We start from the raw sequence: 23,482 nt of genomic DNA, 5'->3' as shown, positions 1-23,482 counted from the left end.
CTCTGCGTGGGAATGCATCAAGTGACGCTCTGCGTCACAGGGACGCGGAGCGTCCCGGGCGGCGTTCCCACGCAGAGCGTGGGAACGATCAGCAGCCCCGCGATCAGTTTTTAGCCTGCAACGCCTCCAGCTTCGCCACCACCCCCGCCGCCGTCTGCTCGCCCATCAACTGTTCGCGCACCTTGCCCTTGTTATCGATGATGTAGGTCACCGGCAGTGCTTCACTGCGCGGCAATTCGAATAACTCGGAAGGGTCCTGCGCCAGCACGGTGAACTTGATTCCGAGTTTCTCGCTGGCACTTTTCAGCTCTTCGCCCTGCACGTTGTCAAAGTTGACCCCGAACACGCCGATCTTCTTGTCCTTGAGCTGGTCGGCCAACGCGTTCAATTCCGGAATCTCGGTACGGCACGGGCTGCACCATTCTGCCCAATAGTTGATCACCAGCCATTTTCCATCCAGGCGCTCGGCGGCGACCTTCTGTCCGTTTTGATCGATCCCGTAGTCGTTACCGCAGCCCCCCAGCATCAACGCCCCGATAATCGTCAATGCCGCTGCCAGTCGCCTAGTCATGTCGTGTTCCTTGTCAAAAATTGAAAGCGCCTGCAACCCATCGCCCGGCAAGGTTCAGGATTACGCGCTGCCCAGTTAGAATAGCCGCCACCTTACGCAAGATGCGACCCGCTCATGACCGATCTGACGCTTTATCACAACCCGCGCTGCTCGAAATCCCGCGGTGCGCTCGAACTGCTGGAAGCCCGAGGCCTGGCCCCGACGGTGGTCCGCTACCTGGAAACGCCGCTGGACGCCACGCAAATCCAGAGCCTGCTGGGCAAACTCGGGATCAGTGCACGGCAACTGTTGCGCACCGGCGAAGACGAATACAAGACCCTCGCCCTGGCCGACAGCAGCCTGAGCGAGGCGCAATTGATCGCCGCCATCGCCGCCCATCCGAAACTGATGGAGCGACCGATCCTCGAAGTCGGCGACAAGGCCATCATCGGCCGTCCGCCAGAGCAGATCCTGGAGTTGTTGCCGTGACTGCGCCGTACATTCTGGTGCTGTATTACAGCCGCAGCGGTTCGACCAACGAAATGGCCCGGCAAATTGCCCGCGGTGTCGAACAGGCCGGCCTTGAAGCCCGATTGCGCACGGTACCGGCGATTTCCACCGAGTGCGAAGCCGTCGCGCCGGATATCCCGGATGAAGGCGCGCTCTATGCCAGCCTCGATGACCTGAAGAACTGCGCCGGCCTGGCGCTGGGCAGTCCGACCCGCTTCGGCAACATGGCGGCGCCACTCAAGTACTTTCTCGACGGCACCAGCAACTTGTGGCTGACCGGCGCCCTGGTGGGCAAACCCGCCGGTGTGTTCACCTCCACCGCGAGCCTGCATGGCGGGCAGGAAACCACCCTGCTGTCGATGATGCTGCCGCTGTTGCACCACGGCATGTTGATCACCGGCCTGCCCTACAGCGAGTCGGCATTGCTGGAAACCCAGGGCGGCGGCACGCCGTACGGCGCCAGCCATCACGCCGGGGCCGATGGCAAAAGCGGGCTGGATGCCCATGAAGTTGCACTGTGCCGGGCCTTGGGCATGCGCTTGGCCAAGACAGCTCAGAAACTGGAGGGTTAAGGGTGGCCAAGAAACCGAAGGTCCTGCCCGCTATCGAATGGCTTGAACCACGGGTTCGGGCCATGCGCGTTATCAGCCTGTTGTGTTTTTTCGGCCTGGTGGGGTTGCTGTGCGTTTACTACCTGATGGTCGCCGACCTGCACGGAGCACGGCCGTGGGTGATTTTGCTGATTGAGCTGGTGCCGTTGTTACTGCTCGCGCCGGGGATGATAGTCGGCAATGCCCGCGGGCATTCGTGGATGTGCTTTGTGGTGAACCTGTATTTCATCAAGGGCGCATTGGCTGCTTATGACCCGAATCGCCAGATCTTCGGCGTGCTGGAGATGGCCGCGAGTTTGGCGGTGTTCTGTTCGGCACTGTTGTATGTGCGGTGGCGATATCAATTGAACCGCAAATTGGCTGGCGAAGGCGAGATCTCCGTCGCCTGATCCGACGCCTTCGCTGGCAAGCCAGCTCCTACAGGTCTGGTGTTTTTGTAGGAGCTGGCTTGCCAGCGAACGGGGCAACTCGGTCCTAATGGTTGACGGTGTAGGCCAGCATCATCGAAATCTGGCTCATCGGCCGCCCGCCACTTTCTTCATGCCACTGGTTGAACACGTCCTGCACCAATGCCAGGTCGCGCAGACTGCTCGGCACCTTGTCGACAATCTGCTGCGCATTCAATGCCGCCACCACGTCATAGCTCGGCACAAACGTATCCTTGCCGACCATGCGCAAGAATCGTGGCGCCGACAAGCCGCCCAATTGATGACCGCGTTTTTTCAGCAAAGTCCACAAGCCGACGATGTCGGTCACCGGCCAATCGGCGATCATCGCCCCGAAGCTGCCCTGCTCATGGGCCACGTCCAGCACGAACTGCGCATTGCGCGGTACGCTCTTGAGCTTGCCCAGATGGCGGATGATCCGCGTGTCCTGCATCAGCCGCTCCAGGTGTTCGGCGCTCATCAGCACGACTTTTTCCGGGTCGAATTTGAAGAACACTTCTTCGAAAGCCGGCCACTTGGCGTCCACCAGGCTGTGCTTGAGCCCGGCGCGGAATACGCGCAGTGCCATGGTCGACAAGTAACGATCGTCGGTGATGTCACGCAGTTGTGCTGCAGTCTTGGGAACGGGCAGATGGGCTTCCAGTTCAGCCGCCGAACCGAAGCGGTTCAAGCAGTATTCGTTCAGCCACTTGTAGTCGCGCATGCCCTCTCCTGAGGATTGAAAAATAAACGGCCCCCCTTGAAACAACACCTGTGGGCGCCAGCAGGCTGGCACCCACAGTGATCGTGTTTAGAGGTTGACCACGTTGACGAAGCGCGAAGCGGCGGATTCGTCGATCTTCAGGCTGGTGAAATCGAACAGGTTGCGGTCCGCCAATTGCGACGGGATCACGTTCTGCAGGCTGCGGAAAATGCTTTCGGTACGGCCCGGGGTCTTGCGCTCCCAGTCCTGCAGCATTTCCTTGACCACTTGGCGCTGCAGGTTTTCCTGGGAGCCGCAGAGGTTGCAAGGGATGATCGGGAATTGCTTGAGGTCCGAGTAGGCCTGGATGTCTTTTTCGTTGCAGTAGGCCAGGGGGCGGATCACCACGTTACGCCCGTCATCGGCACGCAACTTCGGCGGCATGGCCTTCAGCGAGCCGTTGAAGAACATGTTCAGGAAGAACGTTTCGACGATGTCGTCGCGGTGATGCCCCAAAGCCATCTTGGTCGCGCCGATTTCGTCGGCGAAGGTGTAGAGCGTGCCGCGACGCAGGCGTGAGCACAGGGAGCAGGTGGTCTTGCCTTCCGGAATCAGCTCCTTGACCACCGAGTAAGTGTCTTTCTCGACGATGTGATACTCGACACCCAATTCCTTGAGGTAGGCCGGCAGCACATGCTCGGGAAAACCCGGCTGTTTCTGATCCATGTTCACGGCCACGATCTCGAACTTGATCGGCGCGACCTTCTGCAAGTGCATCAGCACATCAAGCATGGTGTAGCTGTCCTTGCCGCCGGACAGGCAGACCATGACCTTGTCCCCGTCTTCAATCATGTTGAAATCGGCGACCGCCTCACCGGCCTGTCGGCGAAGGCGCTTTTGCAGTTTGTTCTGGTTGACCGTAAGAGTGCCCATGACGCGAAATCCGTGAGGTGTGACGAAAGGCCGGCATTTTACGCAAAAACCCTCCAGGGGCGAAGTGCCCCGACGGATCGCCCGCCCTACAGATGCAACAGCGATTACCCCGGCGCTTTACAGCGCAATTTGCTCTAAGCCACACCCCCTGTAGGGTTAAGTCCTTCCTATACTGCGACATAAGGTCGCAATCACATACAGACCTAGTACTTACTTGGCCTCATTGGCCCGTAGGGCGCTCCACTGGGGGGCGACGGTAAAAACAAGAGGAGTGACTGGCATGATCCATCACGTAGTGGGGCTATTTACCCACCCTGACCAAGAATGGAAAGAGATTCGTGGCGATCAGGAAGAAAGTATCAGCCACATGTACCTGACCCATACGCTGATCCTGGCGGCGATACCTGCGGTATCGGCATTCATCGGGACCACACAGGTGGGCTGGGTCATCGGCAATCGCCCCCCGGTAATGCTGACCGTGGAAAGCGCACTATGGATGACAGTCATGTCGTACCTGGCGATGCTCGGCGGAGTGGCGGTGATGGGCGCGTTCATCCACTGGATGGCCCGCACCTATGACGCCAATCCGAGCCTCGCACGCTGCATTGCGTTCGCAACCTATACCGCTACTCCGCTGTTCATCGGCGGCCTCGCGGCCTTGTACCCCCACTTGTGGCTGGGGATGATCGTCGGCACGGCGGCCATCTGCTACACGGTGTACCTGCTGTATGTGGGATTGCCAACATTCATGAACATTCCATCTGACGAGGGCTTTCTGTTTTCAAGTTCGGTGCTCGCCGTAGGCCTGGTGGTGCTGGTCGCCATCATGGCGTTCACCGTGATTGTCTGGGGACTCGGCGTGGGGCCGGTCTATACCAATTAACAGCTCACCACAAAAAAATCAGATCTGCCGACACAGGCCGCCGCAAGGCGGCCTTTTAATGCCCAGGCACAAAGAGTCCGAAGACCATTCGGCACCTCGCAGATTCGCAAGGCCCCTGGCTTGCGGCATACTCGACCGCTCTGGAGATCCATCAAGCATGCCCGAGCAACTCAATAACCGCGTCGAAGATTGTTTCCAACAAGCCGAATCCTTTTTCAAACGACCTTTCAAGCGCCCCGTGGTGAGTTTTAAGCTGCGTGGGCAAAAAGCCGGTGTCGCGCACTTGCACGAGAACCTGCTGCGCTTCAATCCGCAGTTGTACCGTGAAAATACCGAAGACTTTCTCAGGCAGACAGTCGCCCATGAGGTCGCGCACCTGATCGCCCATCAATTGTTCGGCGACCGCATCCAGCCCCATGGCGAAGAGTGGCAACTGATCATGCGCGGCGTTTACGAATTGCCGCCCAACCGCTGCCACACCTACGACGTCAAGCGCCGCAGCGTGACCCGCTACATCTACAAGTGCCCGTGCGCCGACAGCGATTTCCCGTTCTCGGCGCAACGTCACGGCCTGGTGCGCCAAGGGCGGCGCTATTTGTGTCGGCGGTGTCGCAACACCTTGGTATTCAGTGGCGAAATGCGGGTTGAGTAACAGGATTTTCAGTGTCTGCGCCGGCCTCTTCGCGGGCAAGCCCGCTCCCACAGGGAATTTTCGCTCCAGCTCAAATCCGATGTGGGAGCGGGCTTGCTCGCGAAGGCGGACTGGCAGGCGCTAAAGAATTACCTTGGCACGTCGCAACTCGGCAATCCGTTCAGCAGTGAACCCCAACTCTCCCAACACCTGATCCGTATGCTGCCCCAGCGCCGCGCCAATATGCCTGGGCTCTGGCAACCCGCCTGAAAACTTCAACGGGCAAGCCATCTGCGCCTGACTCGAACCATCACCCCGAGGCACTTGTGTCACCAGCTCCCGAGCCTGCAACTGCGGATGCCGCACCGCTTCCCCCAGGCTCAGTACCGGCTCGACACAAGCGTCCAGCTCGGCGAACAGCGCACACAGCTCGGCAAAGTCATGCTTTTCGAACTCAGTCTTCAGCGCATCCTTGAGCTTGCGTTGCTGTGCAGGTTGCGCAGATAGCCCCAGGCTGGCCCACTCCTCCAGCCCCAGCGCCGCACACAACTGTTTCATGAACCCCGGTTCCAGGCTGCCTACAGACAACCAACGCCCATCCCGGGAACGATAATAGTCATAGAAGCTGCCGCCATTGAGCATCTGGTCTTCCCGATCCGGCTCGACACCACAAGCCAGGTACCCGGCGCCCGCCATGGCATTCAAGCTGAACACGCAGTCGGTCATGCTCACGTCCAGGTGCTGACCCTGTCCGGTTTGCTGTCGAGCGATCACGGCGGCCAGCAGGCCGATGACCCCGTGCAGCGAACCACCGGCAATGTCTGCCACCTGCATGCCCAACGGCAGCGGCCCACTGTCAGCGCGACCGCTGTAGCTCGAAAGCCCGGCCAGCGCCATGTAATTGATGTCATGGCCGGCACGGTCCTTATAGGGGCCGGTTTGGCCGTAACCAGTGATCGATACATAGATCAGTCCTGGTTTGATCGCCTTCAGAGCCTCATAACCCAGACCCATGCGTTCCATGACGCCGGGGCGGAACTGCTCAAGCACGATGTCGTAGTCCTGCAACAATTGCCTGATCACTTCCATCGCTTCGGGCTGCTTGAGATCCAGAGCCAGGCTGCGTTTGTTGCGATTGAGGTAGGCATGGCTGGCCGATACACCTTGATCGTGCGGCGGCAGCTCGCGCAGCAGGTCCATGCGGGCCGGCGATTCGATGCGCAGCACCTCGGCGCCCATGTCCGCCAGCAATAGCGAAGCGAACGGCCCCGGCAGCAGTGTCGAGAAATCCAGAACCTTGAGTGATGCCAGTGGACCGAGCATGAGCGTTCTCCCTGGATGATTCCCCAGCCTAGGCAGCCAAGCGCTTTGCAGCAATCACCTTATGCGCCAAACGCAATGACCGTTGTGCTCAAATCCCGGGCAAGAAAAAACCCGCCGAAGCGGGTTTTTCATGACAACAAGGCTTACCGGGCGTTAGTCGGGGTAGCCCCTTCGACGTGGCCCAGAACATCGTCTTTAGGCTCGTCGGCAATCCCGCGGCCGCCCGAGGCCAGCTCTGCTTGCAGCACGTCGGTGTCCAGTTCCTTGACCCATTTGGCCACAACGATGGTGGCAACGGCGTTACCGACCAGGTTGGTCAATGCACGGGCTTCGGACATGAAACGGTCGATACCCAGGATCAGCGCCAGACCGGCAACCGGCAGGTGGCCTACGGCGGACAGGGTGGCCGCCAGTACGATGAAGCCCGAACCGGTCACGCCTGCAGCGCCTTTGGAAGACAGCAGCAACACCACCAGCAAGGTGATCTGGTGCGTGATGTCCATGTGGGTGTCGGTGGCCTGGGCAATGAACACGGCTGCCATGGTCAGGTAGATCGCAGTACCGTCGAGGTTGAACGAGTAGCCGGTCGGGATTACCAGGCCAACCACGGACTTCTGCGCCCCCAGACGCTCCATCTTGATCAGCATGCGCGGCAGCACCGACTCCGAAGAGGACGTACCCAGCACGATCAGCAGCTCTTCACGGATGTAGCGGATCAGCTTCAACACGCTGAAGCCATGAGCGCGGGCGATACCGCCCAGCACGATCAGGATGAACAGCAGGCAGGTGATGTAGAAGCAGGCCATCAACTGGCCCAGTTGCACCAGCGAGCCGACACCGTAGGCACCGATGGTGAAAGCCATGGCACCGAACGCACCGATTGGCGCGAGCTTCATGATCATGTTGATGATGTTGAACATCACGTGGGCGAAGCGATCGATGAAGTCCAGCAGCGGCTTGCCGTAGGCACCCAGGCGATGCAGGGCGAAACCGAAGATCACCGAGAACATCAGCACTTGCAGAATGTCACCGGTGGCGAACGCACCGACGATGGTGGACGGGATCACGTTGAGCAGGAAGCCGACGACGCTTTGATCAGCACCGGCCGAGACATAGGCAGCCACTTTGGAGGCATCCAGCGTGGACACGTCGATGTGCATGCCGGCGCCCGGCTGGACGATGTTGACTACTACCAGGCCGACCAGCAAGGCGATGGTCGAAACGATTTCGAAGTACAGCAGTGCGTAACCGCCGGTCTTGCCGACCGACTTCATGTCCTGCATGCCAGCGATACCGCTGACCACGGTGCAGAAAATGATCGGCGCGATGATCATCTTGATCAGCTTGATGAACCCGTCACCCAGCGGTTTTACGGCCACACCGAGCTGTGGATAGTAGTGACCGAGCAAAATACCGATGACAATTGCAACGATCACCTGGAAATACAGGGATTTGTACAGTGGCTGACGAGTCGTCATTGCAAAGTTCCTCAAGAGTGCGCGGCGTCAACATCCATCTGTTGCCCACCCCACCTCAATGGCGAACCCTCCTGCACTGGAGGGATTTGTTTTTTCGAGCTGCGCGACGGCAGGCATCTGCTGGTTCCATCGCAAGGCCCGTGCCACCTTGTCCGAAAAGTCTGTAAGCCTTGTGACAACAAGGGCTGCAGGTTTTTCCGGGGTCACGCACGACGTTTGCGCGATGGCGGATTTCCGCCCGCTCGTCGAATCACACCCCGGCAATCTGGCGGATATCCGCCTTGTTCATGGGTATGAAGCGCGGCTACCATTCGTCGTTCAATGGACGGACTTGCCTGCTATGCGCGAACGCACCATCGCCAGTCATTTCGCCCGCGCCGTTCTCGGTGGGGCGCAACGGCGTGGCTACGATTATTCAAGACTGCTGCAGCAATTGGGGATCAGCCCCGAATTGCTCGACGAGCCTCGGGCGCGCATTCCTCCGGAACAATTCACCCGCCTGATCCAGGGACTTTGGCTGGCGCTGGACGATGAGTACCTGGGTTTCGGGCAAGGTGTCAGCAAGCCAGGCAGCTTCGCGATGATGTGTCATGCCGTTATCCATTGCCGCAATCTGGATAAGGCACTGCATCGCGGATTAATGTTTTACAGCCTATTCCCGGACGCCCCGCGCCTGACGCTGGCGCGCGAAGACGAAATGATTCGACTGAGCCTGGATGACTCACACCTCTGGGACCCGGAACATTTCCTCACCGAGAGTCTATTGGTGATCTGGCATCGCTTCGCCAGCTGGTTGATCGGCCAGCGTATTCGGCTGGAGCACGCCACGTTCAGCTATCCGCGACCGGAACATGGTGCCGAATACGAGTTGTTGTTCTCGTGCCCGCTCGAGTTTTCGGCACAACAGAGCAGCCTGCTGTTTCACAGCCGCTACTTGGACATGCCACTGTTGCAAGACGAACGCACGCTCAAGCAGTTCCTTGAACGCTCGCCTGCCGATCTGTTATCACGCCCCGATGACGGCCACAGCCTGAGTAGCCAGTTGCGACGCTTGCTCAGTCGCGACAGGTCACCCTGGCCGGATCTGGAGGCCGTGGCTGCGCACCTGCATATCAGCCCGCAAACGCTACGCCGGCATCTGCGTGAAGAAAACACCAGTTTTCAGGAGCTGAAGGACCAACTACGCCGCGACATCGCCATTTATCACCTGGGCCGCAACGACTTGCCATTGCAACAGATCGCTGAGCAATTGGGATTTTCCGAACCGTCAGCGTTTCATAGGGCATTCAAGAAGTGGACCGGACTGACGCCAGGGGCCTATCGGGCTCGGGATTTGTAGGAGCCGGATTGCTGGCGATAGCGTCTGTACGATCGCCATCGCCAGCAAGCTGTCTCCTAGAGCATCACGCCTGCGGAAACTGAATACGGAAAGCCGCACCGCCCAGGGGCGAGTCACCCAGGGTAAGTCTTGCGCTATAGCTTTCGATGATGTCCTTGACCACCGCTAAGCCAATACCCTGCCCCGGATGCTGTCGGTCCAGGCGCTCACCGCGCTGCAGGATCCGTGTGCGCTGATCGAGCGGGACGCCTGGACCATCGTCTTCTACACATATCTCGATTCCGTTAAGGGCGCGCACGCTGACGCGCACCTCGCTCAGGCACAGTCGATAAGCGTTCTCCAGCAGATTGCCCAACATTTCCAGCAAGGCGCCCTGCTCGATAGGGACCAGACACGGCTCCGGCAAATCGAAGGTTACTTGTACCTGTTTGTCGCGATAGACCTTGTCCAGTGTGTCGCAAAGGCTCTGCAACACCGGTTGCAGGCGCACCTGATGACGCACCAGACCGCTTTTGCGCAGGCTGGCTCGTTGCAGTTGGTAACTGATCTGCTGGCTCATGCGCTCAATCTGTGTCTGCAGCACCCAGGCCTGCTCCCGGTCCTCAGGGCGTTGCGCCATGCCTTCGCTGACACCCTGCAATACCGCCAGTGGGGTTTTCAAGCTATGAGCCAAGTCGTCGAGTGAATCGCGATAACGGCTACGCTGTTCGCGCTCGCTGAACAGCAGACGGTTGAGAGAGCCAGTCAGGCGCAGCAGTTCACGCGGGTGCTGTTCACTCAGGCTTTCACGGGTTCCGCTTTCGATCTCATCCAGTTCCTGGCTCAGCCGGCGCAATGCCTGCAACCCCCAGGTCAAGCCGACCCAAAGCAACGCCAGAAGCACCAGTAACGCCGCGCCGAAACCCAAGTACAGGTTGTCTCGCAGGCCGCCGAGCGTGGCGTCGTATTCACGCGCCGGTTGCAACGCGACAAAGCTGAACGCCGCACTTTTGCCACCGAGGAGTTTGACCTCGACGTCATAGACGAAAAATTCCTGGCCATTGTCCTGGCGAATCCTGGCAAATTCATTACCGCGCCCGTCGTAACGCGGCTTGTAATTGATATTCGCGTCAAGGGTGTCCTTCGAACGCCACACCAATTGGCCCTCGCGGCTGTAGATGTAACCGAGCAAATTGCCATCAGCCAGGTTGAAGCGCTCATCGGGCAACTGTTCCGGCATCAGCAAGCGGTTGTTCTCAACCCGTGCGGCGGAGATCAACGTGGTGACGTCCGACGCCAATCGCTGCTCGATGGCATCCTGCAGTGCCAGGCTGAATGCTCCCTGCATCGCCGGCAACAATGCCAGCATGAACAATACCGCCAGGATCGTGGCGGCGAGCATCAGGCGAACGCGAAGAGAACCGATCAAGTGCAACGCTCGGTGAACAGATAGCCCAGCCCACGCACCGTATCAATTGGCTTGAAACCGGAGGTACCTTCGAGTTTGCGACGCAGCCGGCCAACCAGCACTTCAATCACGTTCGGATCGCGGTCGTCATCATCGGGATAAAGCTGCTCCATCAAACGATCCTTGGGCACCACCTGCTGGTGGTGGCGCATCAAGTACTCGAGTATCCGGTATTCATACGCGGTCAACGCCAGGGGTTGCTCATCAAGGGTCGCCTGCTTGCGATTGAGGTCCAGCAGCAGCGGCCCGGCAACGATCGTTGACTGGGTAAACCCGCTGGAGCGACGCAACAATGCATTTAGCCGAGCTTCCAGTTCTTCAAACTGGAAGGGCTTGACCACATAGTCGTCGGCACCGGCAGCAAGACCTTCCACCTTGTCCTCCCAGTTACCACGTGCTGTGAGGATCAGGATCGGAAAGGTCTTGCCCTGCGAGCGCAACTGACGGATCAGATCCAGCCCGCCCATGCCCGGCAACCCGAGATCAATCACCGCCAGGTCATGATTGAACTGCCCTGTCTGGTACAGCGCATCAACGGCGTTGGCCACGGACTCGACCACATGGCCGCTATCCGTCAGGCGGGTTTGCAGGTGATGACGCAACAGCGCTTCATCCTCGACGACCAGCAGTTTCATCTCGCTCTCCCAGGCAAATCAAATACTCCAGAGGCACGATTGACGGACCTCCATGGTTGACGGGCCGCGCCGGATCAATCTCCTGGATTGACCCGGCGCGGCGGTCACACTCGCTTTTCAGAAAGCGTAGTTGGCTGAAAGGTAGGTCTGTGCGCTGCTGGTCAAGCTCAGCGAACCTTGTTTGCTACCACCTCGCTCACTCATTTCGGTGCTGGCGTTACTGCGCAGGTAACGGTACCCCAGTTCAACAGAAGTGTTTTGCGAAACCTGTTGCAGAATGCCTGCCTGTGCACCGATGGCGTAACCGATGTTGCTGTCGCGACTGAAGCCTGGTGATTCCTGGGTCATTTTGGTCAATCCGGCCGAGGCTCCGCCGAACAGCCTGGTATCAGTACCCAGCGGATGGAACAGGTCGAAGCTGCCCAGCAGGTTTTCCTGACGCAGTTTAATGCCATTGTGCGAGCCCGACACGTTATCGTAAGTGGCGTAGTAGCGGCCTTGGCTGTTTTGCTGGCCTACACGCAAGCCCCAAGTGTTGTCCTTGCCAATCACGCCGTCGGCGTTCGGCCTATTCAGGTTATCGTTCAAGGCGTGGGATTTTTTGATCTTGTCGCTGGTCTGCCCATAAGTGAGGCTGGCGAAACTGTCGTTGGAAGCGATCGCTGCGGTGCTAGCGCCGAAGACGGTGAATGCCAGCAGCAGTTTTTTGAATCCAGTCATGGGTGAAGCTCCTCAAGAGTTAGCGTTGTTTTGGCTACGAGGCAAGATTACCCACGCGGCCCTGAACCCACCCTGAACACCCGCTTAACCTGAGCTGAACCATATCCACCCAGATGTTTCGAGGTTTTTCTTGCAGGAGACCGACCATGCGCATGCTCTTCGCCCTCTTCTTACTCGCCGCCAGCGGGCTGGCCCAGGCCGCCATCAAGACTCAGGAAATCCCGTACCAAAGTCCCGACGGCACACGGATGATTGGCTACTACGCCTTTGATGACGCAATAAAAGGTCCGCGTCCCGGTGTCGTGGTGGTACATGAATTCTGGGGGTTGAACGACTACGCCAAGCGTCGCGCCCGCGACCTCGCCGGTCTGGGCTACAGCGCCCTGGCCATCGATATGTATGGCGACGGCAAGAATACCGAGCATCCCAAGGACGCAATGGCCTTCATGCAGGCCGTGCAAAGGGACAACGCAATTGCCAGTGCGCGGTTTCAGGCGGGACTCGAATTGCTCAAGCGACAGGCGCAAACCGATCCGAAAAAGCTTGTCGCCATTGGCTACTGCTTCGGTGGCGGCGTGGTGCTCAATGCCGCTCGCCAGGGTGTTCCTCTGGCGGGTGTCGTGAGTTTCCATGGCGCGCTGGCGACCAATACCCCTGCGACACCAGGCAGCGTCAAGGCGAAAGTCCTCGTCGAACACGGCGCCCAGGACAGCCTGGTCACACCGCAAAACGTCGCGGCCTTCAAGGCCGAGATGGACCAGGCCGGCGCTGACTACCAGTTTGTCAGCCTCGACGGCGCCAAGCACGGTTTCAGCAACCCCGATGCTGATCGCTTGAGCCATGGCGATCATGGCGGGCCGGATATTGGCTACAACAAAGTGGCGGATGAAAAATCGTGGGCGGATATGCAGGCATTTTTCAAGAAGATCTTTAGCAAGTAGATCCCGTATTGAGGGGCTTTTGTGGCAAGCACTACCCAGCATCAAGGCAACCCGGCAAAATGCCCGACATGAATTCCGTCCCTGCCCTGCCCGTTTGCTGCACGCCCCTCGATGCCCATTGGCCGCTGCCGTTGGTGCTGCCCGACGTAGTGCTGCTGAGTACCCACTTCGATACTTCGCAACTGCACAGCGATGACTTCCAGCTCAGCGCTATCGAGGCGCCCGCGAGCATTCAGCGCTCGGTCGCCAAACGCCAGGCAGAATTTCTCGCCGGGCGAATCTGCGCCCGCGCAGCCCTGCATCAATTGGAAGGCCTGAACTTCAGCCCGGCCATCGGTGATGACCGGGCACCTGTGTGGCCTGCGCACATCACCGGTTCGATCACCCACAGCACCGGTCGGGCCGCGGCGATTGTCGCCAGGAAAACCCATTGGCGAGGGTTGGGGATGGACCTGGAAAACCTGCTCAATGCCGAACGTGCCGAACGCCTGGCCGGGGAAATCCTCACTCCGCCGGAAATGCAGCGCATGGCCGCTGGGCGTCGTGATCAACTGGCGTTGCTGGTCACCCTGACTTTTTCAGTGAAAGAGAGCCTGTTCAAGGCGCTTTACCCGATCGTCCAACAACGCTTCTACTTCGAACACGCCGAGGTGCTGGAGTGGAGCGAATCAGGTGAAGTGCGGTTGCGGTTGTTGACCGACCTGTCCGGCGAGTGGCGCAACGGTACCGAGCTCGAGGCACAGTTCGGGGTCAAGGATGGGCAGTTGTTGAGTCTGGTCAGCATCAAGGCCTGAAGACTTCTGCAGCTTGTAAGGGGCTCTTCGCGGGCAAGCCTCGCGCCTACGGCTCTACGTCGATCACAACATGAGGTTCGACAAAAAACCGCTCACCGCCTCTCCTGATTCCTCGGCCAGCTCAAGCTGAAACACGCGCCGCCCAGGCTTTTGCTCTTGCCAATCAACGCCCGGCCGTCGTGCCAATGGATGATCCGCCGCACGATCGACAATCCCAACCCATGGCCGCCCGAGGCCCGGGTCCGGCTGTCGTCGAGTCGCAGGAATGGTGTGAAAATTTTCTCCCAGGCCATTTCCGGAACGCCCGGCCCGTCATCTTCGACATCCACCCGACAGCGCTGTTGCCCCACCTGATAACTGATGGTGACCCGCGAATGGGCATGGCGCATGGCATTGCTCACCAGATTCTGCAGCGCCCGGTGCAGGTAGCGCGGCTCCGCCTCGACCCACGCGTCGTCACAGTCGGCGGCCGACAGGCACAATCCTCGTTGCACCGTGACGTCGGCGCGCAAGGGCGCCAGCTCCTCGATCACCTGATTGACCAAGGCGTCCAGGTCGATACGCTGGAAATTCAGTGCCGGCGAGCCCTGCTCCAACCGCGCGTAAGTCAGCATCTCGTCGACCAGGCGGTCGAGGTCCTCGATATCGTGGTCCATGCCTTCGCAGTATTTTTCCAGGGCTTGCGGTGTCTTGGCCGATCCGATCATTTCCAGGCCAAAGCGCAGGCGCGCCACCGGCGTACGCAACTCGTGGGACACGGCACGTACCAGCTCGCGCTGTATGGCCAGCAGTTGTTGCAGATGCTCGGCCATGCCGTTGAACGCCGACGCCAGTCGCCCCACCGAGTCCGCGCCCCGCGTCGGCACACGGGTTTCCAGACTGCCCTTGGCGATCCGCGTGGCCGCCGCTTCCAGCCCGCGCAGACGGCGCTCCAGTTGCCGCACCAGCAGGTAGACGATCAGGCCGATCAGGCTCAGCCCCAGTGCGGCAATCAGCACCAGCCACTCGGGTGGATACGGATTCATCTGGTACAACGGGCCGATTTCCAGCACCCACGGCGTGCCAACCATACCGGCGAACACCCGGATCGAATCGCCCTCCTTGCCCAGCGCCATCACGGTGTCGCCCTCGGACACCCGACGGCTCTGGTCTTCGTCCATGTCGGCTTCCTGGACCGTGACCAGACGCAAATCGAAGCCAAACCCCTTGTCCTTTTTCAATTGCGCCAGGCGCACCGGCTGCTCGCCCACGGGGTAGCGCACCAGCTCGTCCGCCAGGAGGTAAATCGTCGCCCGGGCGAGTTGTTCGCTGATCTGCTGGACATCCCCCGTAAGCACAAGCTGTTCCTGGTCACTGACCAGTCGATAGACTCGGGCCGCATGCGGGCCGGTCTTCTCCACCAGGGCCTGGCCACGCAAGACGCGGGTGCGCTGGGTGAGGTCGAGATCGGTTTGGGCAAAGGTTTTCAGCGCCAGCGGAATCCCCAGCAGTCGCTCCCACACCAGCAACGCCCGCTGGCGCTCGGTCTGGTTCATCGGCTGCAGGTTATCGGCCATCAGCGAAAAGGTGCCGTGGGCCAGTCGTTCCCGGTACTGCTCGCCGCGCACCTGGTTGAGCATGTGCAAGGCCAGCACGCCAAGTACCGCCACCAATATCAGCGCGGCACACATGCCGCCGTAGATACGCAGGAAGATCGAGTTCACGGGGTTGGGTCTACGCAAGCCTCGGGGACAAACAGATAACCTTTGCTGCGCACGGTCTTGATCAGTCGCGGATGGTCCGGGTCATCGCCAATCTTGGGGCGGATGCGCGAGATGCGCACGTCGATGGAACGGTCCTGGCCGTCATAGCCAATGCCGCGCAACGCGGTGAAGATTTCTTCCCGGGACAGGATGCGTCCGGCGTTGGCAACCAGCAGCCAGAGCAAGTCGAATTCGGCGCTGGTCAGTTCGATGCCGCTGTCGTGCAGCCAGGCTTCGCGCAATGCATTGTCCACCACCAGCGGGCCGAATTGCAGGCGTCGTTGTTTTTCCGGGGTCACCTCCGGCGCCTCGCTGCGTCGCAGCAATGCCTGGATGCGCGCCAACAGCAAGCGCGGGCGCACCGGCTTGCACACATAGTCGTCGGCGCCCAGGTCGAGGCCGAGGATCTGGTCGGTGTCGTCGGTGCGAGCGGTGAGCATCAGGATCGGACCGTCATAACGGTCACGAACCTTGCGGCAAATGCTCAGGCCATCTTCGCCTGGCAGCATCAGGTCGAGAATGACCAGGTCCGGTTGTTCCTTGATGATGCGGTTCGCGGCCAGCGCACCATTGCCTTCGATCGATACACGCAGGCCATTGGCTTGCAGGTAATCGCGTGTCAGTTCGGCCAGACGTTGATCGTCCTCCACAATCAATACCTGCCAGGCTTCTTGTTCCACCGGTGACCTCTACTTGCCAGAACGCTCATAAGGAAGGATCCGCCCGTCTTTTTGTAATGATAGGGGTGGATAAATTGGGTACACGCCGACCGATTGTATAAACGTCGCCCACCCAGAACACAAGCCGGCATATACGTTCGGACAACAGAGTTTTTTGTGATAGGGTTCGCGCCCTTAAAAATCCGCTCGGGCGTTTTCGCGGCTTGAAAATCGATGAAAAAAAGCCGGGTCCAGCAGCGTCGCGGCCTGCACGCCGATTCCTTTCACAACACACAATTTACGCACAGGTTTATCCACAGGTAGTACGTTGCAATCACCCCCCAAAACGCATTATCTTGTAGCCCAGCGTAAAAAAAACCCTAGATGTAGGGTTTTTCGTAAAATACCAAACACAAACCGGATACCAAATTCAAGCGCTTTTATTGCCTCTTTCCGGTTGAACCAAACGTAATTTCCAAAGCCCAAAACCGCGCGCGCGGATGGCTACTGTATTTCGGCCCATGGGGTGAAAAACGGTACGGGTGTTGCAGTGCAACTGCCACCTCCCAACTGTCATCTCAAAGGACCAAGGTCTCAGGCCCAAGGCGTGAGACCAAAGACTTCGGCATGGAAGCGGCGCCCAATAGCCCTCTTCCTACTGTCCCGAAGTTGTTATGCCCGGCCTTGGCCGGTTGTAGTGCTTCAGGACGGAACGGTGGGCACCGAGATGGTGCCCAATCAAACATAGAGAATGTGGAGACACCCCCCGATGCAAACCGACACAACTCGCGAGAACCCGCAGGGCACCTTGCCGCAGGCCGCTGATTCGAATTCGGATCTGTCCGCCACCGCGCCGGGCCAGCTGCGTGTGATCAAGCGTAACGGCACTGTCGTTCCTTATACCGATGACAAGATCACCGTCGCCATCACCAAAGCGTTTCTCGCAGTTGAGGGTGGCACCGCTGCCGCTTCGTCGCGCATCCACGATACCGTGGCGCGCCTGACCGAACAGGTCACTGCCACCTTCAAGCGTCGCATGCCATCGGGCGGCACCATCCACATCGAAGAAATCCAGGACCAGGTCGAACTGGCCCTGATGCGTGCCGGCGAGCAAAAAGTCGCTCGCGACTACGTGATCTACCGTGACGCGCGTTCCAAGGAACGCGCCGCCCACGCTCCTGCCGAAGAAGCGGTCAACGCTCACCCGTCGATCCGCATCACCCGCGCAGACGGTAGCCTGGCGCCGCTGGACATGGGCCGCCTGAACACCATCGTTACCGAAGCGTGCGAAGGCCTGGAAGAAGTCGACGGCGACCTGATCCAGCGTGAAACCCTGAAAAACCTGTACGACGGCGTGGCCCTGACCGACGTCAACACCGCCCTGGTGATGACCGCCCGTACCCTGGTCGAGCGTGAGCCGAACTACTCGTTCGTGACCGCGCGCCTGCTGATGGACACCCTGCGTGCCGAAGGCCTGGGCTTCCTCGGTGTTGCCGAAAGCGCGACCCACCACGAGATGGTCGACCTTTATGCCAAGGCCCTGCCTGCCTACATTGCCAAAGGTATCGAATTCGAATTGCTGAACCCGGTCCTGGCCGACTTCGACCTGGAAAAACTCGGCAAGGCGATCAACCACGAACGCGACCAGCAGTTCACCTACCTGGGCCTGCAAACCCTGTACGACCGTTACTTCATCCACAAGGATGGCGTGCGTTTCGAACTGCCGCAGATCTTCTTCATGCGCGTGGCCATGGGCCTGGCGATCGAAGAGAAACAGAAAGAAGACCGTGCGATCGAGTTCTACAACCTGTTGTCGTCCTTCGACTACATGTCGTCGACTCCGACCCTGTTCAACGCCGGTACCCTGCGTCCACAGCTGTCCAGCTGCTACCTGACTACCGTGCCGGATGACCTTTCGGGCATCTACCACGCGATCCACGACAACGCCATGCTGTCGAAATTCGCTGGCGGCCTGGGCAACGACTGGACCCCGGTTCGTGCGCTGGGTTCGTACATCAAGGGCACCAACGGCAAGTCCCAGGGCGTGGTGCCGTTCTTGAAAGTAGTGAACGACACCGCCGTCGCCGTGAACCAGGGTGGCAAGCGCAAAGGCGCTGTCTGTGCCTACCTGGAAACCTGGCACATGGACATTGAAGAGTTCATCGAGCTGCGCAAGAACACCGGTGATGATCGTCGTCGTACCCACGACATGAACACCGCCAACTGGATCCCTGACCTGTTCATGAAGCGCGTCTTTGATGACGGCAAGTGGACCCTGTTCTCGCCGTCCGAAGTGCCGGACCTGCACGACCTGACCGGCAAGGCCTTCGAAGAGCGCTACGAGTACTACGAAGCCCTGACCGAGTACCCAGGCAAGGTCAAGCTGTTCAAGACCATCCAGGCCAAAGACCTGTGGCGCAAGATGCTGTCCATGCTGTTTGAAACCGGCCACCCATGGCTGACCTTCAAGGACCCGTGCAACCTGCGCAGCCCGCAGCAGCACGTCGGCGTGGTCCACAGCTCGAACCTGTGCACCGAGATCACCTTGAACACCAACAAGGACGAGATCGCCGTTTGCAACCTGGGCTCGATCAACCTGCCGAACCACATCGTGGGCGGCAAGCTGGACACCGCCAAGCTGCAACGCACCGTGAACACCGCCGTTCGCATGCTCGACAACGTGATCGACATCAACTACTACTCGGTGCCGCAAGCGAAGAACTCCAACTTCAAGCACCGTCCGGTCGGCCTGGGCATCATGGGCTTCCAGGACGCGCTGTACCTGCAGCACATCCCTTACGGTTCCGACGCTGCCGTCGAGCTCGCCGACAAGTCGATGGAAGCGGTCAGCTACTACGCGATCCAGGCTTCCTGCGACCTGGCTGACGAGCGTGGCGCCTACGAGACGTTCCAGGGTTCGCTGTGGTCCAAGGGCATCCTGCCACTGGATTCGCAACAGATTCTGATCGAGCAGCGCGGCCAGAAGTACATCGATGTCGACCTGAACGAAACCCTGGATTGGGCACCGGTTCGCGCCCGTGTTCAGAAAGGCATCCGTAACTCGAACATCATGGCCATCGCACCGACCGCGACCATCGCCAACATCACTGGCGTTTCGCAGTCGATCGAACCGACCTACCAGAACCTGTATGTGAAGTCGAACCTGTCGGGCGAGTTCACCGTGATCAACCCGTACCTGGTTCGCGACCTGAAGGCTCGCGGCTTGTGGGACTCGGTCATGATCAACGACCTGAAGTACTACGACGGTTCGGTGCAGCAGATCGAGCGCATCCCGCAAGAACTCAAGGAGCTCTATGCAACCGCGTTCGAAGTGGACACCAAGTGGATCGTCGATGCGGCCAGCCGTCGTCAGAAGTGGATCGACCAGGCTCAATCGCTGAACCTGTACATCGCTGGCGCTTCGGGCAAGAAGCTGGACGTGACCTACCGCATGGCCTGGTACCGTGGTCTGAAAACCACCTACTACCTCCGTGCCCTGGCCGCGACCAGCACCGAGAAGTCGACCATCAACACCGGCAAGCTCAACGCTGTTTCCAGCGGTGGCAACCACGGTGACGACTCGGTCCTGGCAGCACCTGCCGGACCTGCTCCAGTGCCAAAGGCTTGCGCGATTGACGAGCCGGATTGCGAAGCTTGCCAATAAGCTGAGCCGGTAACACCAAACCCCCGACAGGCCCCTGGTTTGTCGGGGGTTTTCTTTTGCCCACGTAAAAGATCGCAGCCTCGCTTCGCTCGTCAGCTCCTACATTGAAAATGCGATCCCTGTAGGAGCTGACGAGCGAAGCGAGGCTGCGATCTTTTGATCTACAAAAAAGCCCCTCTTGCGAGGGGCTCCTTGTGCAGCGCTTTGAGCTATTCCACATCAGGCCATTTGAATGATGGTCTGCATGATGGTGCTCTGGGTAGAGATGGTCTTGGCGTTCGCCTGGTAATTGCTCTGCGCCTTGATCAAATCGACCAGCTCATTGGTCACGTTGACGTTGGACTCTTCCAGGGAGTTGGAGCGGATCGTACCCAGCGAGCCGGTTTCCGGCGCGTCGTAGCCCGGGATACCCGACGCGTAGGTTTCTTTCCAGCTGGTACCGCCGACTGCCTGCAGGCCTTGTTCGTTGGTGAAGCTGGCCAGCGCCAGTTGGCCAATCGGCTTGGTCTGATAGTTACTGAAGTTTGCCAACAGCACACCGCTGCCGTCGATGGTCAGGTTGGTGATCTGACCCGTGGCATAACCGTTCTGCACGGGAATAGAGCGCGCGGTATCGGCGTTGAACTGAGTCGTGTTATCCATGGCAATTGTCAGGCCTGCCGGATCGGCGGCTGCACCATTGGCCGTCCAGACACCATCCTTGACTGTGCCCGGGGTCCAGTTGGTGACTTTCAGCTCATTGCTGATCACCGGAGCAGGCGTTGGAACGGTTGGAGGCACGGTGGGTGGAACCGGCGTACTGACCGACACCAGCTTGCCCGAAGTGTCGAAGGTCATGTTCGAAGCGATTGGCGGTGTCGCAGCATCAGTCGGGTCGCTGCCGTCCGGATTGCGATCATCGATCAGGGTGTAGGTGTCCCAGGTGTTCGGCCCGGTCTTGACCATGTATTGATCCATGGTGTGCTGGTTGCCCTGAGTATCGAAAACCGGCGTACTGAACTGCTTGGTAAAGGTTTCCGATTTGCTAGGATCGAACTTGTTGGTTGCCACTGCCTGATCGATCACGGGAGACGTCGAGTTCAGGTTGATCGTCGACGACACCGTGGTGGTGGATTTTGGCGCCAGGTTGGAGGTGTCGATGCGCAGGTCGGTCAATACGCCGTTGACAATCTTGCCATTGTTATCAACACCATAGCCCTGCAGGCGCGAGGTGCCATCGCTGTTGGTGACGTAGCCTTCCTTGTCGACCTTGAACGTGCCCGCGCGGGTATAGGACAACGAGCCGCTGTTGTTCAGTACGAAGAAGCCTGAGCCATTGATGCCCATGTCCAGCACATTACCGGTGGCGCTGATATCGCCCTGGGTGAATTGCTGGGAAACGTTGGCCAGACGCACGCCGCTGCCGACGACCTTGCTGCCCGTACCCAGTTTGGTCGCCGAGTACACGTCTTCGAATTCTGCGCGCGACGACTTGAAGCCGGTGGTTGCAACGTTGGCGATGTTGTTACCGGTGACGTCCAATTGCTTACTGGCGGCATATAGACCGCTAAGGCCGACGTTGAAAGACATATTCCACTCCTTTTGTGCCGCGTTAGTCGGCTCTATATACCAATGGTTTGCACTTTGGACAGGGCGACACTGCCGAGCCCGGCCAGGTTGAGCATCAACTCACCGCCGGTCTGGCTGATGGTCACGCTGTTGACCGTTGCCGGCAGATTGGTGACCAGTGCCACGGCCTTGTCATCGATGGTGGTGTTCGCCACAAAGGTATAAGTACCCGAATCAACGACCTTGCCGGCATCGTCCTTACCATCCCAGGTGAAGCTGCCAGTGCCGGCTTTCTGATCATCCAGGGTGATGGTACGGATGGTCTTGCCATCCTTGTCGGTGATTTTCACCGACACTTCAGCCACCGACTGTGGAATGACGACGGAACCGGTCATGCCCTTCGTGGTGTCGACCACGGCCTTGTCGCCCGGTGCGATGACGGAACGCCCGACCAGTGCCGAAGCCTGCAATGCCTGGGACGAGTTGTAGTTGCCAGCGATGCCGGACACGGTATCGTTGAGCGTGGTGATGCCTTCCAGGCTGCTGAACTGCGCCAGTTGTGCCACGAACTCGCCGTTGCCCTGAGGCTCCAGCGGGTTCTGGTTTTTCAGCTGGGTCACCAGTAATTGCAGGAACGCATCCTTGCCCAGGGCCTTCTTGCCCGTGGCACTGCTGGCCGCCGATGTGAGGCTGTCGGAATTGGTATTGGTCTTGATCGACGAGTTGGCCAGGATGTCGTTGAGGCTCAGACCACTGGTGGTATCGGTAACACTCATCTGAGTCGCCCCTTATCACTGACCGAGGGTCAGGACCTTCTGCATCATGGTTTTGGCGGTATTCATCATTTCGGCGTTGGTCTGGAACGAACGGCTCGCGGAAATCATGTCAGCCATTTCTTCCACCACGTTGACGTTCGGGTAGTAGACATAGCCCTTGGCATCGGCGGCCGGATGGTTCGGCTCGTAGCGTGCCTCAAGGTTGCTCTGGTCCTCGACCACGCCCAGTACCTGCACGCCTTGCCCGGCTGCGTCCTGGTTCTGGAACAGAGAATCGCTGCCAGCACCTTGAGCGCCCTGGAACATGGTGGCGAACACCGGGTGACGCGCACGGTAGGTCTGGTCGATGCTCGACGAGACGGTCTCGGCGTTGGCGATGTTCGAAGCCACGGTGTTCAAGCGCGTGGTCTGGGCACTCATGCCGCTACCGGCAATGTTGAAAACACTGGAGAGAGACATGACTTATTCTCCGCGCAGGGCTGACACCAGCCCTTTGAATTTGCTGTTGAGCAGGGTGAAGCTGGCCTGGAAGTTGACCGAGTTTTCTGCGTAGTTCGACTGTTCCAGCTGGGCGTCCACGGTGTTCTGGTCGATCGACGGTTGCATCGGCGTGCGGTACATCAGCGACTCGTCGCCATTGCCCAGGCCCTGGGCCTCGATGTGACGGCTGTTGGTCATGTTCAAGGCGAAGGTGCCATTCTTGGCCTTGTCGTTCTGCGCCTCGAGCACTTTCGAGAACTCCAGGTCCCGAGCCTTGTAGTTGGGGGTGTCGGCGTTGGCAATGTTGTTGGCCAGGACTTCGGCACGCTGAGCGCGGAAGCCCAATGCCTTTTCGTGAATACCGAGCGCTTTATCGAAGCTGATGCTCATGGCGGGAAACCTTCGGCTGACCTGTTTTTCGTGAGATGGTCAAAGCAAGCGTCATGCCAATTTAGAAAACCCCATAAACCGGGGCTTTGCGGGCAACGACCCATGCGGCAACGACAGAAAAGCGGCAACCGGTTTCCGCTGGATGCCGCTTTTCTGCCGCTTCCCGTGGACAACACATACCCTGTAGGAGCTGCCGCAGGCTGCGATTTTTTGATTTTGTTTTTTAAGATCAAGTCCAAAAGATCGTCCGAACGCGGCCCGAGCCTTCGGCAGCTCCTACGTGATGCAAGCGCGACAGGC

The 23,482-nt window shown here is 59.2% G+C and carries 24 protein-coding genes; 10 read left to right on the top strand and 14 right to left on the bottom strand.

What is annotated here, in order from left to right; all coding sequences use genetic code 11:
- Positions 1–103 precede the first annotated feature (103 nt).
- Entirely contained in the window at positions 104–571 is a 468-nt protein-coding gene (locus PG5_RS28885; protein WP_020800625.1) for a TlpA disulfide reductase family protein, read from the bottom strand.
- Positions 572–685: 114 nt separating this feature from the next.
- On the opposite strand from PG5_RS28885, the gene arsC reads away from it, so the two are divergent.
- From arsC to PG5_RS28870, 3 genes are read left to right on the top strand one after another with little or no spacing between them, the layout of a single operon-like run.
- Complete coding sequence (gene arsC, locus PG5_RS28880; protein WP_008054819.1) at positions 686–1,039, top strand: arsenate reductase (glutaredoxin); 354 nt, start codon at positions 686–688, stop codon at positions 1,037–1,039.
- Entirely contained in the window at positions 1,036–1,632 is a 597-nt protein-coding gene (wrbA, locus tag PG5_RS28875; RefSeq protein WP_020800624.1) for an NAD(P)H:quinone oxidoreductase, read from the top strand. The genes arsC and wrbA overlap by 4 nt, the downstream gene beginning before the upstream one ends.
- Before the next feature lie 2 nt (positions 1,633–1,634).
- Positions 1,635–2,060 (top strand): DUF2069 domain-containing protein, encoded by a 426-nt coding sequence (locus tag PG5_RS28870; RefSeq protein ID WP_020800623.1) that lies wholly within the window; start codon positions 1,635–1,637, stop codon positions 2,058–2,060.
- Between the two features lie 85 nt (positions 2,061–2,145).
- Here the strand turns inward: PG5_RS28870 and PG5_RS28865 are convergent, their stop codons facing one another.
- Together PG5_RS28865 and ttcA are read right to left on the bottom strand one after the other, a co-directional pair.
- Entirely contained in the window at positions 2,146–2,820 is a 675-nt protein-coding gene (locus PG5_RS28865) for a DNA-3-methyladenine glycosylase I (RefSeq protein WP_020800622.1), read from the bottom strand.
- An 87-nt stretch (positions 2,821–2,907) separates the two neighbouring features.
- Positions 2,908–3,732, bottom strand: a complete 825-nt coding sequence (ttcA, locus tag PG5_RS28860; protein ID WP_020800621.1) for a tRNA 2-thiocytidine(32) synthetase TtcA — start codon at positions 3,730–3,732, stop codon at positions 2,908–2,910.
- Between the two features lie 280 nt (positions 3,733–4,012).
- On the opposite strand from ttcA, the gene PG5_RS28855 reads away from it, so the two are divergent.
- Both PG5_RS28855 and PG5_RS28850 read left to right on the top strand, forming a co-directional pair.
- A complete protein-coding gene (locus PG5_RS28855; RefSeq protein WP_020800620.1) occupies positions 4,013–4,615 on the top strand; it encodes a Yip1 family protein in 603 nt (200 codons plus the stop codon).
- 157 nt (positions 4,616–4,772) lie between these two features.
- Positions 4,773–5,267 (top strand): SprT family zinc-dependent metalloprotease, encoded by a 495-nt coding sequence (locus PG5_RS28850; RefSeq protein ID WP_020800619.1) that lies wholly within the window; start codon positions 4,773–4,775, stop codon positions 5,265–5,267.
- A 120-nt stretch (positions 5,268–5,387) separates the two neighbouring features.
- Here the strand turns inward: PG5_RS28850 and PG5_RS28845 are convergent, their stop codons facing one another.
- A complete protein-coding gene (locus PG5_RS28845) occupies positions 5,388–6,569 on the bottom strand; it encodes a CaiB/BaiF CoA-transferase family protein (RefSeq protein WP_020800618.1) in 1,182 nt (393 codons plus the stop codon).
- 143 nt (positions 6,570–6,712) lie between these two features.
- Positions 6,713–8,047 carry a dicarboxylate/amino acid:cation symporter gene (locus tag PG5_RS28840; protein ID WP_020800617.1) on the bottom strand — a complete coding sequence of 445 codons (1,335 nt, stop codon included), beginning with the start codon at positions 8,045–8,047 and terminating at the stop codon, positions 6,713–6,715.
- Between the two features lie 340 nt (positions 8,048–8,387).
- Here PG5_RS28840 and PG5_RS28835 point away from each other — a divergent pair, with 340 nt between their 5' ends.
- Positions 8,388–9,386, top strand: a complete 999-nt coding sequence (locus PG5_RS28835) for an AraC family transcriptional regulator (protein ID WP_020800616.1) — start codon at positions 8,388–8,390, stop codon at positions 9,384–9,386.
- Between the two features lie 64 nt (positions 9,387–9,450).
- On the opposite strand, the gene PG5_RS28830 is transcribed toward PG5_RS28835, so the two are convergent.
- The 3 genes from PG5_RS28830 to PG5_RS28820 form a co-directional block, all read right to left on the bottom strand.
- Positions 9,451–10,794, bottom strand: a complete 1,344-nt coding sequence (locus PG5_RS28830) for an ATP-binding protein (protein WP_020800615.1) — start codon at positions 10,792–10,794, stop codon at positions 9,451–9,453.
- Complete coding sequence (locus PG5_RS28825; protein WP_020800614.1) at positions 10,791–11,468, bottom strand: response regulator transcription factor; 678 nt, start codon at positions 11,466–11,468, stop codon at positions 10,791–10,793. Before PG5_RS28825 ends, PG5_RS28830 begins: the two co-directional genes overlap by 4 nt.
- Positions 11,469–11,585: 117 nt before the next feature.
- The gene (locus PG5_RS28820) at positions 11,586–12,188 is read right to left on the bottom strand and encodes a hypothetical protein (protein ID WP_020800613.1); all 603 of its coding nucleotides are present in this window, start codon (positions 12,186–12,188) and stop codon (positions 11,586–11,588) included.
- A 146-nt stretch (positions 12,189–12,334) separates the two neighbouring features.
- On the opposite strand from PG5_RS28820, the gene PG5_RS28815 reads away from it, so the two are divergent.
- Positions 12,335–13,129, top strand: a complete 795-nt coding sequence (locus PG5_RS28815; protein WP_020800612.1) for a dienelactone hydrolase family protein — start codon at positions 12,335–12,337, stop codon at positions 13,127–13,129.
- A 68-nt stretch (positions 13,130–13,197) separates the two neighbouring features.
- Positions 13,198–13,923, top strand: a complete 726-nt coding sequence (locus PG5_RS28810; RefSeq protein ID WP_202807815.1) for a 4'-phosphopantetheinyl transferase — start codon at positions 13,198–13,200, stop codon at positions 13,921–13,923.
- Positions 13,924–14,015: 92 nt separating this feature from the next.
- Here PG5_RS28810 and PG5_RS28805 read toward each other — a convergent pair whose 3' ends face one another.
- Positions 14,016–15,626, bottom strand: coding sequence for an ATP-binding protein (locus PG5_RS28805; RefSeq protein WP_020800610.1), 1,611 nt, complete (start codon positions 15,624–15,626; stop codon positions 14,016–14,018).
- Entirely contained in the window at positions 15,623–16,345 is a 723-nt protein-coding gene (locus PG5_RS28800) for a winged helix-turn-helix domain-containing protein (RefSeq protein WP_020800609.1), read from the bottom strand. Before PG5_RS28800 ends, PG5_RS28805 begins: the two co-directional genes overlap by 4 nt.
- A gap of 748 nt (positions 16,346–17,093) precedes the next feature.
- Here PG5_RS28800 and PG5_RS28795 point away from each other — a divergent pair.
- Complete coding sequence (locus PG5_RS28795) at positions 17,094–19,988, top strand: ribonucleoside-diphosphate reductase subunit alpha (protein ID WP_020800607.1); 2,895 nt, start codon at positions 17,094–17,096, stop codon at positions 19,986–19,988.
- A 219-nt stretch (positions 19,989–20,207) separates the two neighbouring features.
- Here PG5_RS28795 and flgE read toward each other — a convergent pair whose 3' ends face one another.
- From flgE to flgB, 4 genes are read right to left on the bottom strand one after another with little or no spacing between them, the layout of a single operon-like run.
- Positions 20,208–21,557, bottom strand: coding sequence for a flagellar hook protein FlgE (gene flgE, locus PG5_RS28790; RefSeq protein ID WP_020800605.1), 1,350 nt, complete (start codon positions 21,555–21,557; stop codon positions 20,208–20,210).
- Between the two features lie 32 nt (positions 21,558–21,589).
- Positions 21,590–22,312, bottom strand: coding sequence for a flagellar hook assembly protein FlgD (gene flgD, locus PG5_RS28785; RefSeq protein ID WP_020800604.1), 723 nt, complete (start codon positions 22,310–22,312; stop codon positions 21,590–21,592).
- 15 nt (positions 22,313–22,327) lie between these two features.
- Positions 22,328–22,771, bottom strand: coding sequence for a flagellar basal body rod protein FlgC (gene flgC / locus PG5_RS28780; protein ID WP_020800603.1), 444 nt, complete (start codon positions 22,769–22,771; stop codon positions 22,328–22,330).
- A 3-nt stretch (positions 22,772–22,774) separates the two neighbouring features.
- Complete coding sequence (gene flgB, locus PG5_RS28775) at positions 22,775–23,182, bottom strand: flagellar basal body rod protein FlgB (RefSeq protein ID WP_020800602.1); 408 nt, start codon at positions 23,180–23,182, stop codon at positions 22,775–22,777.
- Positions 23,183–23,284: 102 nt separating this feature from the next.
- Between flgB and PG5_RS34625 the strand changes: the two genes are divergently transcribed.
- Positions 23,285–23,482: hypothetical protein (locus PG5_RS34625; protein ID WP_218187897.1), on the top strand; the 198-nt coding region annotated here is incomplete at its 3' end.

Source organism: Pseudomonas sp. G5(2012), assembly GCF_000408945.1.
GTDB lineage: Bacteria > Pseudomonadota > Gammaproteobacteria > Pseudomonadales > Pseudomonadaceae > Aquipseudomonas > Aquipseudomonas umsongensis.
Note: the sequence above shows the minus strand (reverse complement) of the source record. Positions and strands in the feature narration are given on the sequence as shown.

Bases quoted from the DNA above. Each gene is read 5' to 3' on its own strand.
- PG5_RS28835 (WP_020800616.1), top strand. From the start codon at position 8,388: ATGCGCGAACGCACCATCGCCAGTCATTTCGCCCGCGCCGTTCTCGGT.
- PG5_RS28855 (WP_020800620.1), top strand. From the start codon at position 4,013: ATGATCCATCACGTAGTGGGGCTATTTACCCACCCTGACCAAGAATGG.
- ttcA (WP_020800621.1), bottom strand. From the start codon at position 3,732: ATGGGCACTCTTACGGTCAACCAGAACAAACTGCAAAAGCGCCTTCGC.
- PG5_RS28885 (WP_020800625.1), bottom strand. From the start codon at position 571: ATGACTAGGCGACTGGCAGCGGCATTGACGATTATCGGGGCGTTGATG.
- PG5_RS28840 (WP_020800617.1), bottom strand. From the start codon at position 8,047: ATGACGACTCGTCAGCCACTGTACAAATCCCTGTATTTCCAGGTGATC.
- flgE (WP_020800605.1), bottom strand. From the start codon at position 21,557: ATGTCTTTCAACGTCGGCCTTAGCGGTCTATATGCCGCCAGTAAGCAA.
- PG5_RS28825 (WP_020800614.1), bottom strand. From the start codon at position 11,468: ATGAAACTGCTGGTCGTCGAGGATGAAGCGCTGTTGCGTCATCACCTG.
- PG5_RS28820 (WP_020800613.1), bottom strand. From the start codon at position 12,188: ATGACTGGATTCAAAAAACTGCTGCTGGCATTCACCGTCTTCGGCGCT.
- flgC (WP_020800603.1), bottom strand. From the start codon at position 22,771: ATGTCTCTCTCCAGTGTTTTCAACATTGCCGGTAGCGGCATGAGTGCC.
- PG5_RS28795 (WP_020800607.1), top strand. From the start codon at position 17,094: ATGCAAACCGACACAACTCGCGAGAACCCGCAGGGCACCTTGCCGCAG.
- PG5_RS28815 (WP_020800612.1), top strand. From the start codon at position 12,335: ATGCGCATGCTCTTCGCCCTCTTCTTACTCGCCGCCAGCGGGCTGGCC.
- PG5_RS28865 (WP_020800622.1), bottom strand. From the start codon at position 2,820: ATGCGCGACTACAAGTGGCTGAACGAATACTGCTTGAACCGCTTCGGT.
- flgD (WP_020800604.1), bottom strand. From the start codon at position 22,312: ATGAGTGTTACCGATACCACCAGTGGTCTGAGCCTCAACGACATCCTG.
- arsC (WP_008054819.1), top strand. From the start codon at position 686: ATGACCGATCTGACGCTTTATCACAACCCGCGCTGCTCGAAATCCCGC.
- PG5_RS28845 (WP_020800618.1), bottom strand. From the start codon at position 6,569: ATGCTCGGTCCACTGGCATCACTCAAGGTTCTGGATTTCTCGACACTG.
- PG5_RS28810 (WP_202807815.1), top strand. From the start codon at position 13,198: ATGAATTCCGTCCCTGCCCTGCCCGTTTGCTGCACGCCCCTCGATGCC.
- flgB (WP_020800602.1), bottom strand. From the start codon at position 23,182: ATGAGCATCAGCTTCGATAAAGCGCTCGGTATTCACGAAAAGGCATTG.
- PG5_RS28850 (WP_020800619.1), top strand. From the start codon at position 4,773: ATGCCCGAGCAACTCAATAACCGCGTCGAAGATTGTTTCCAACAAGCC.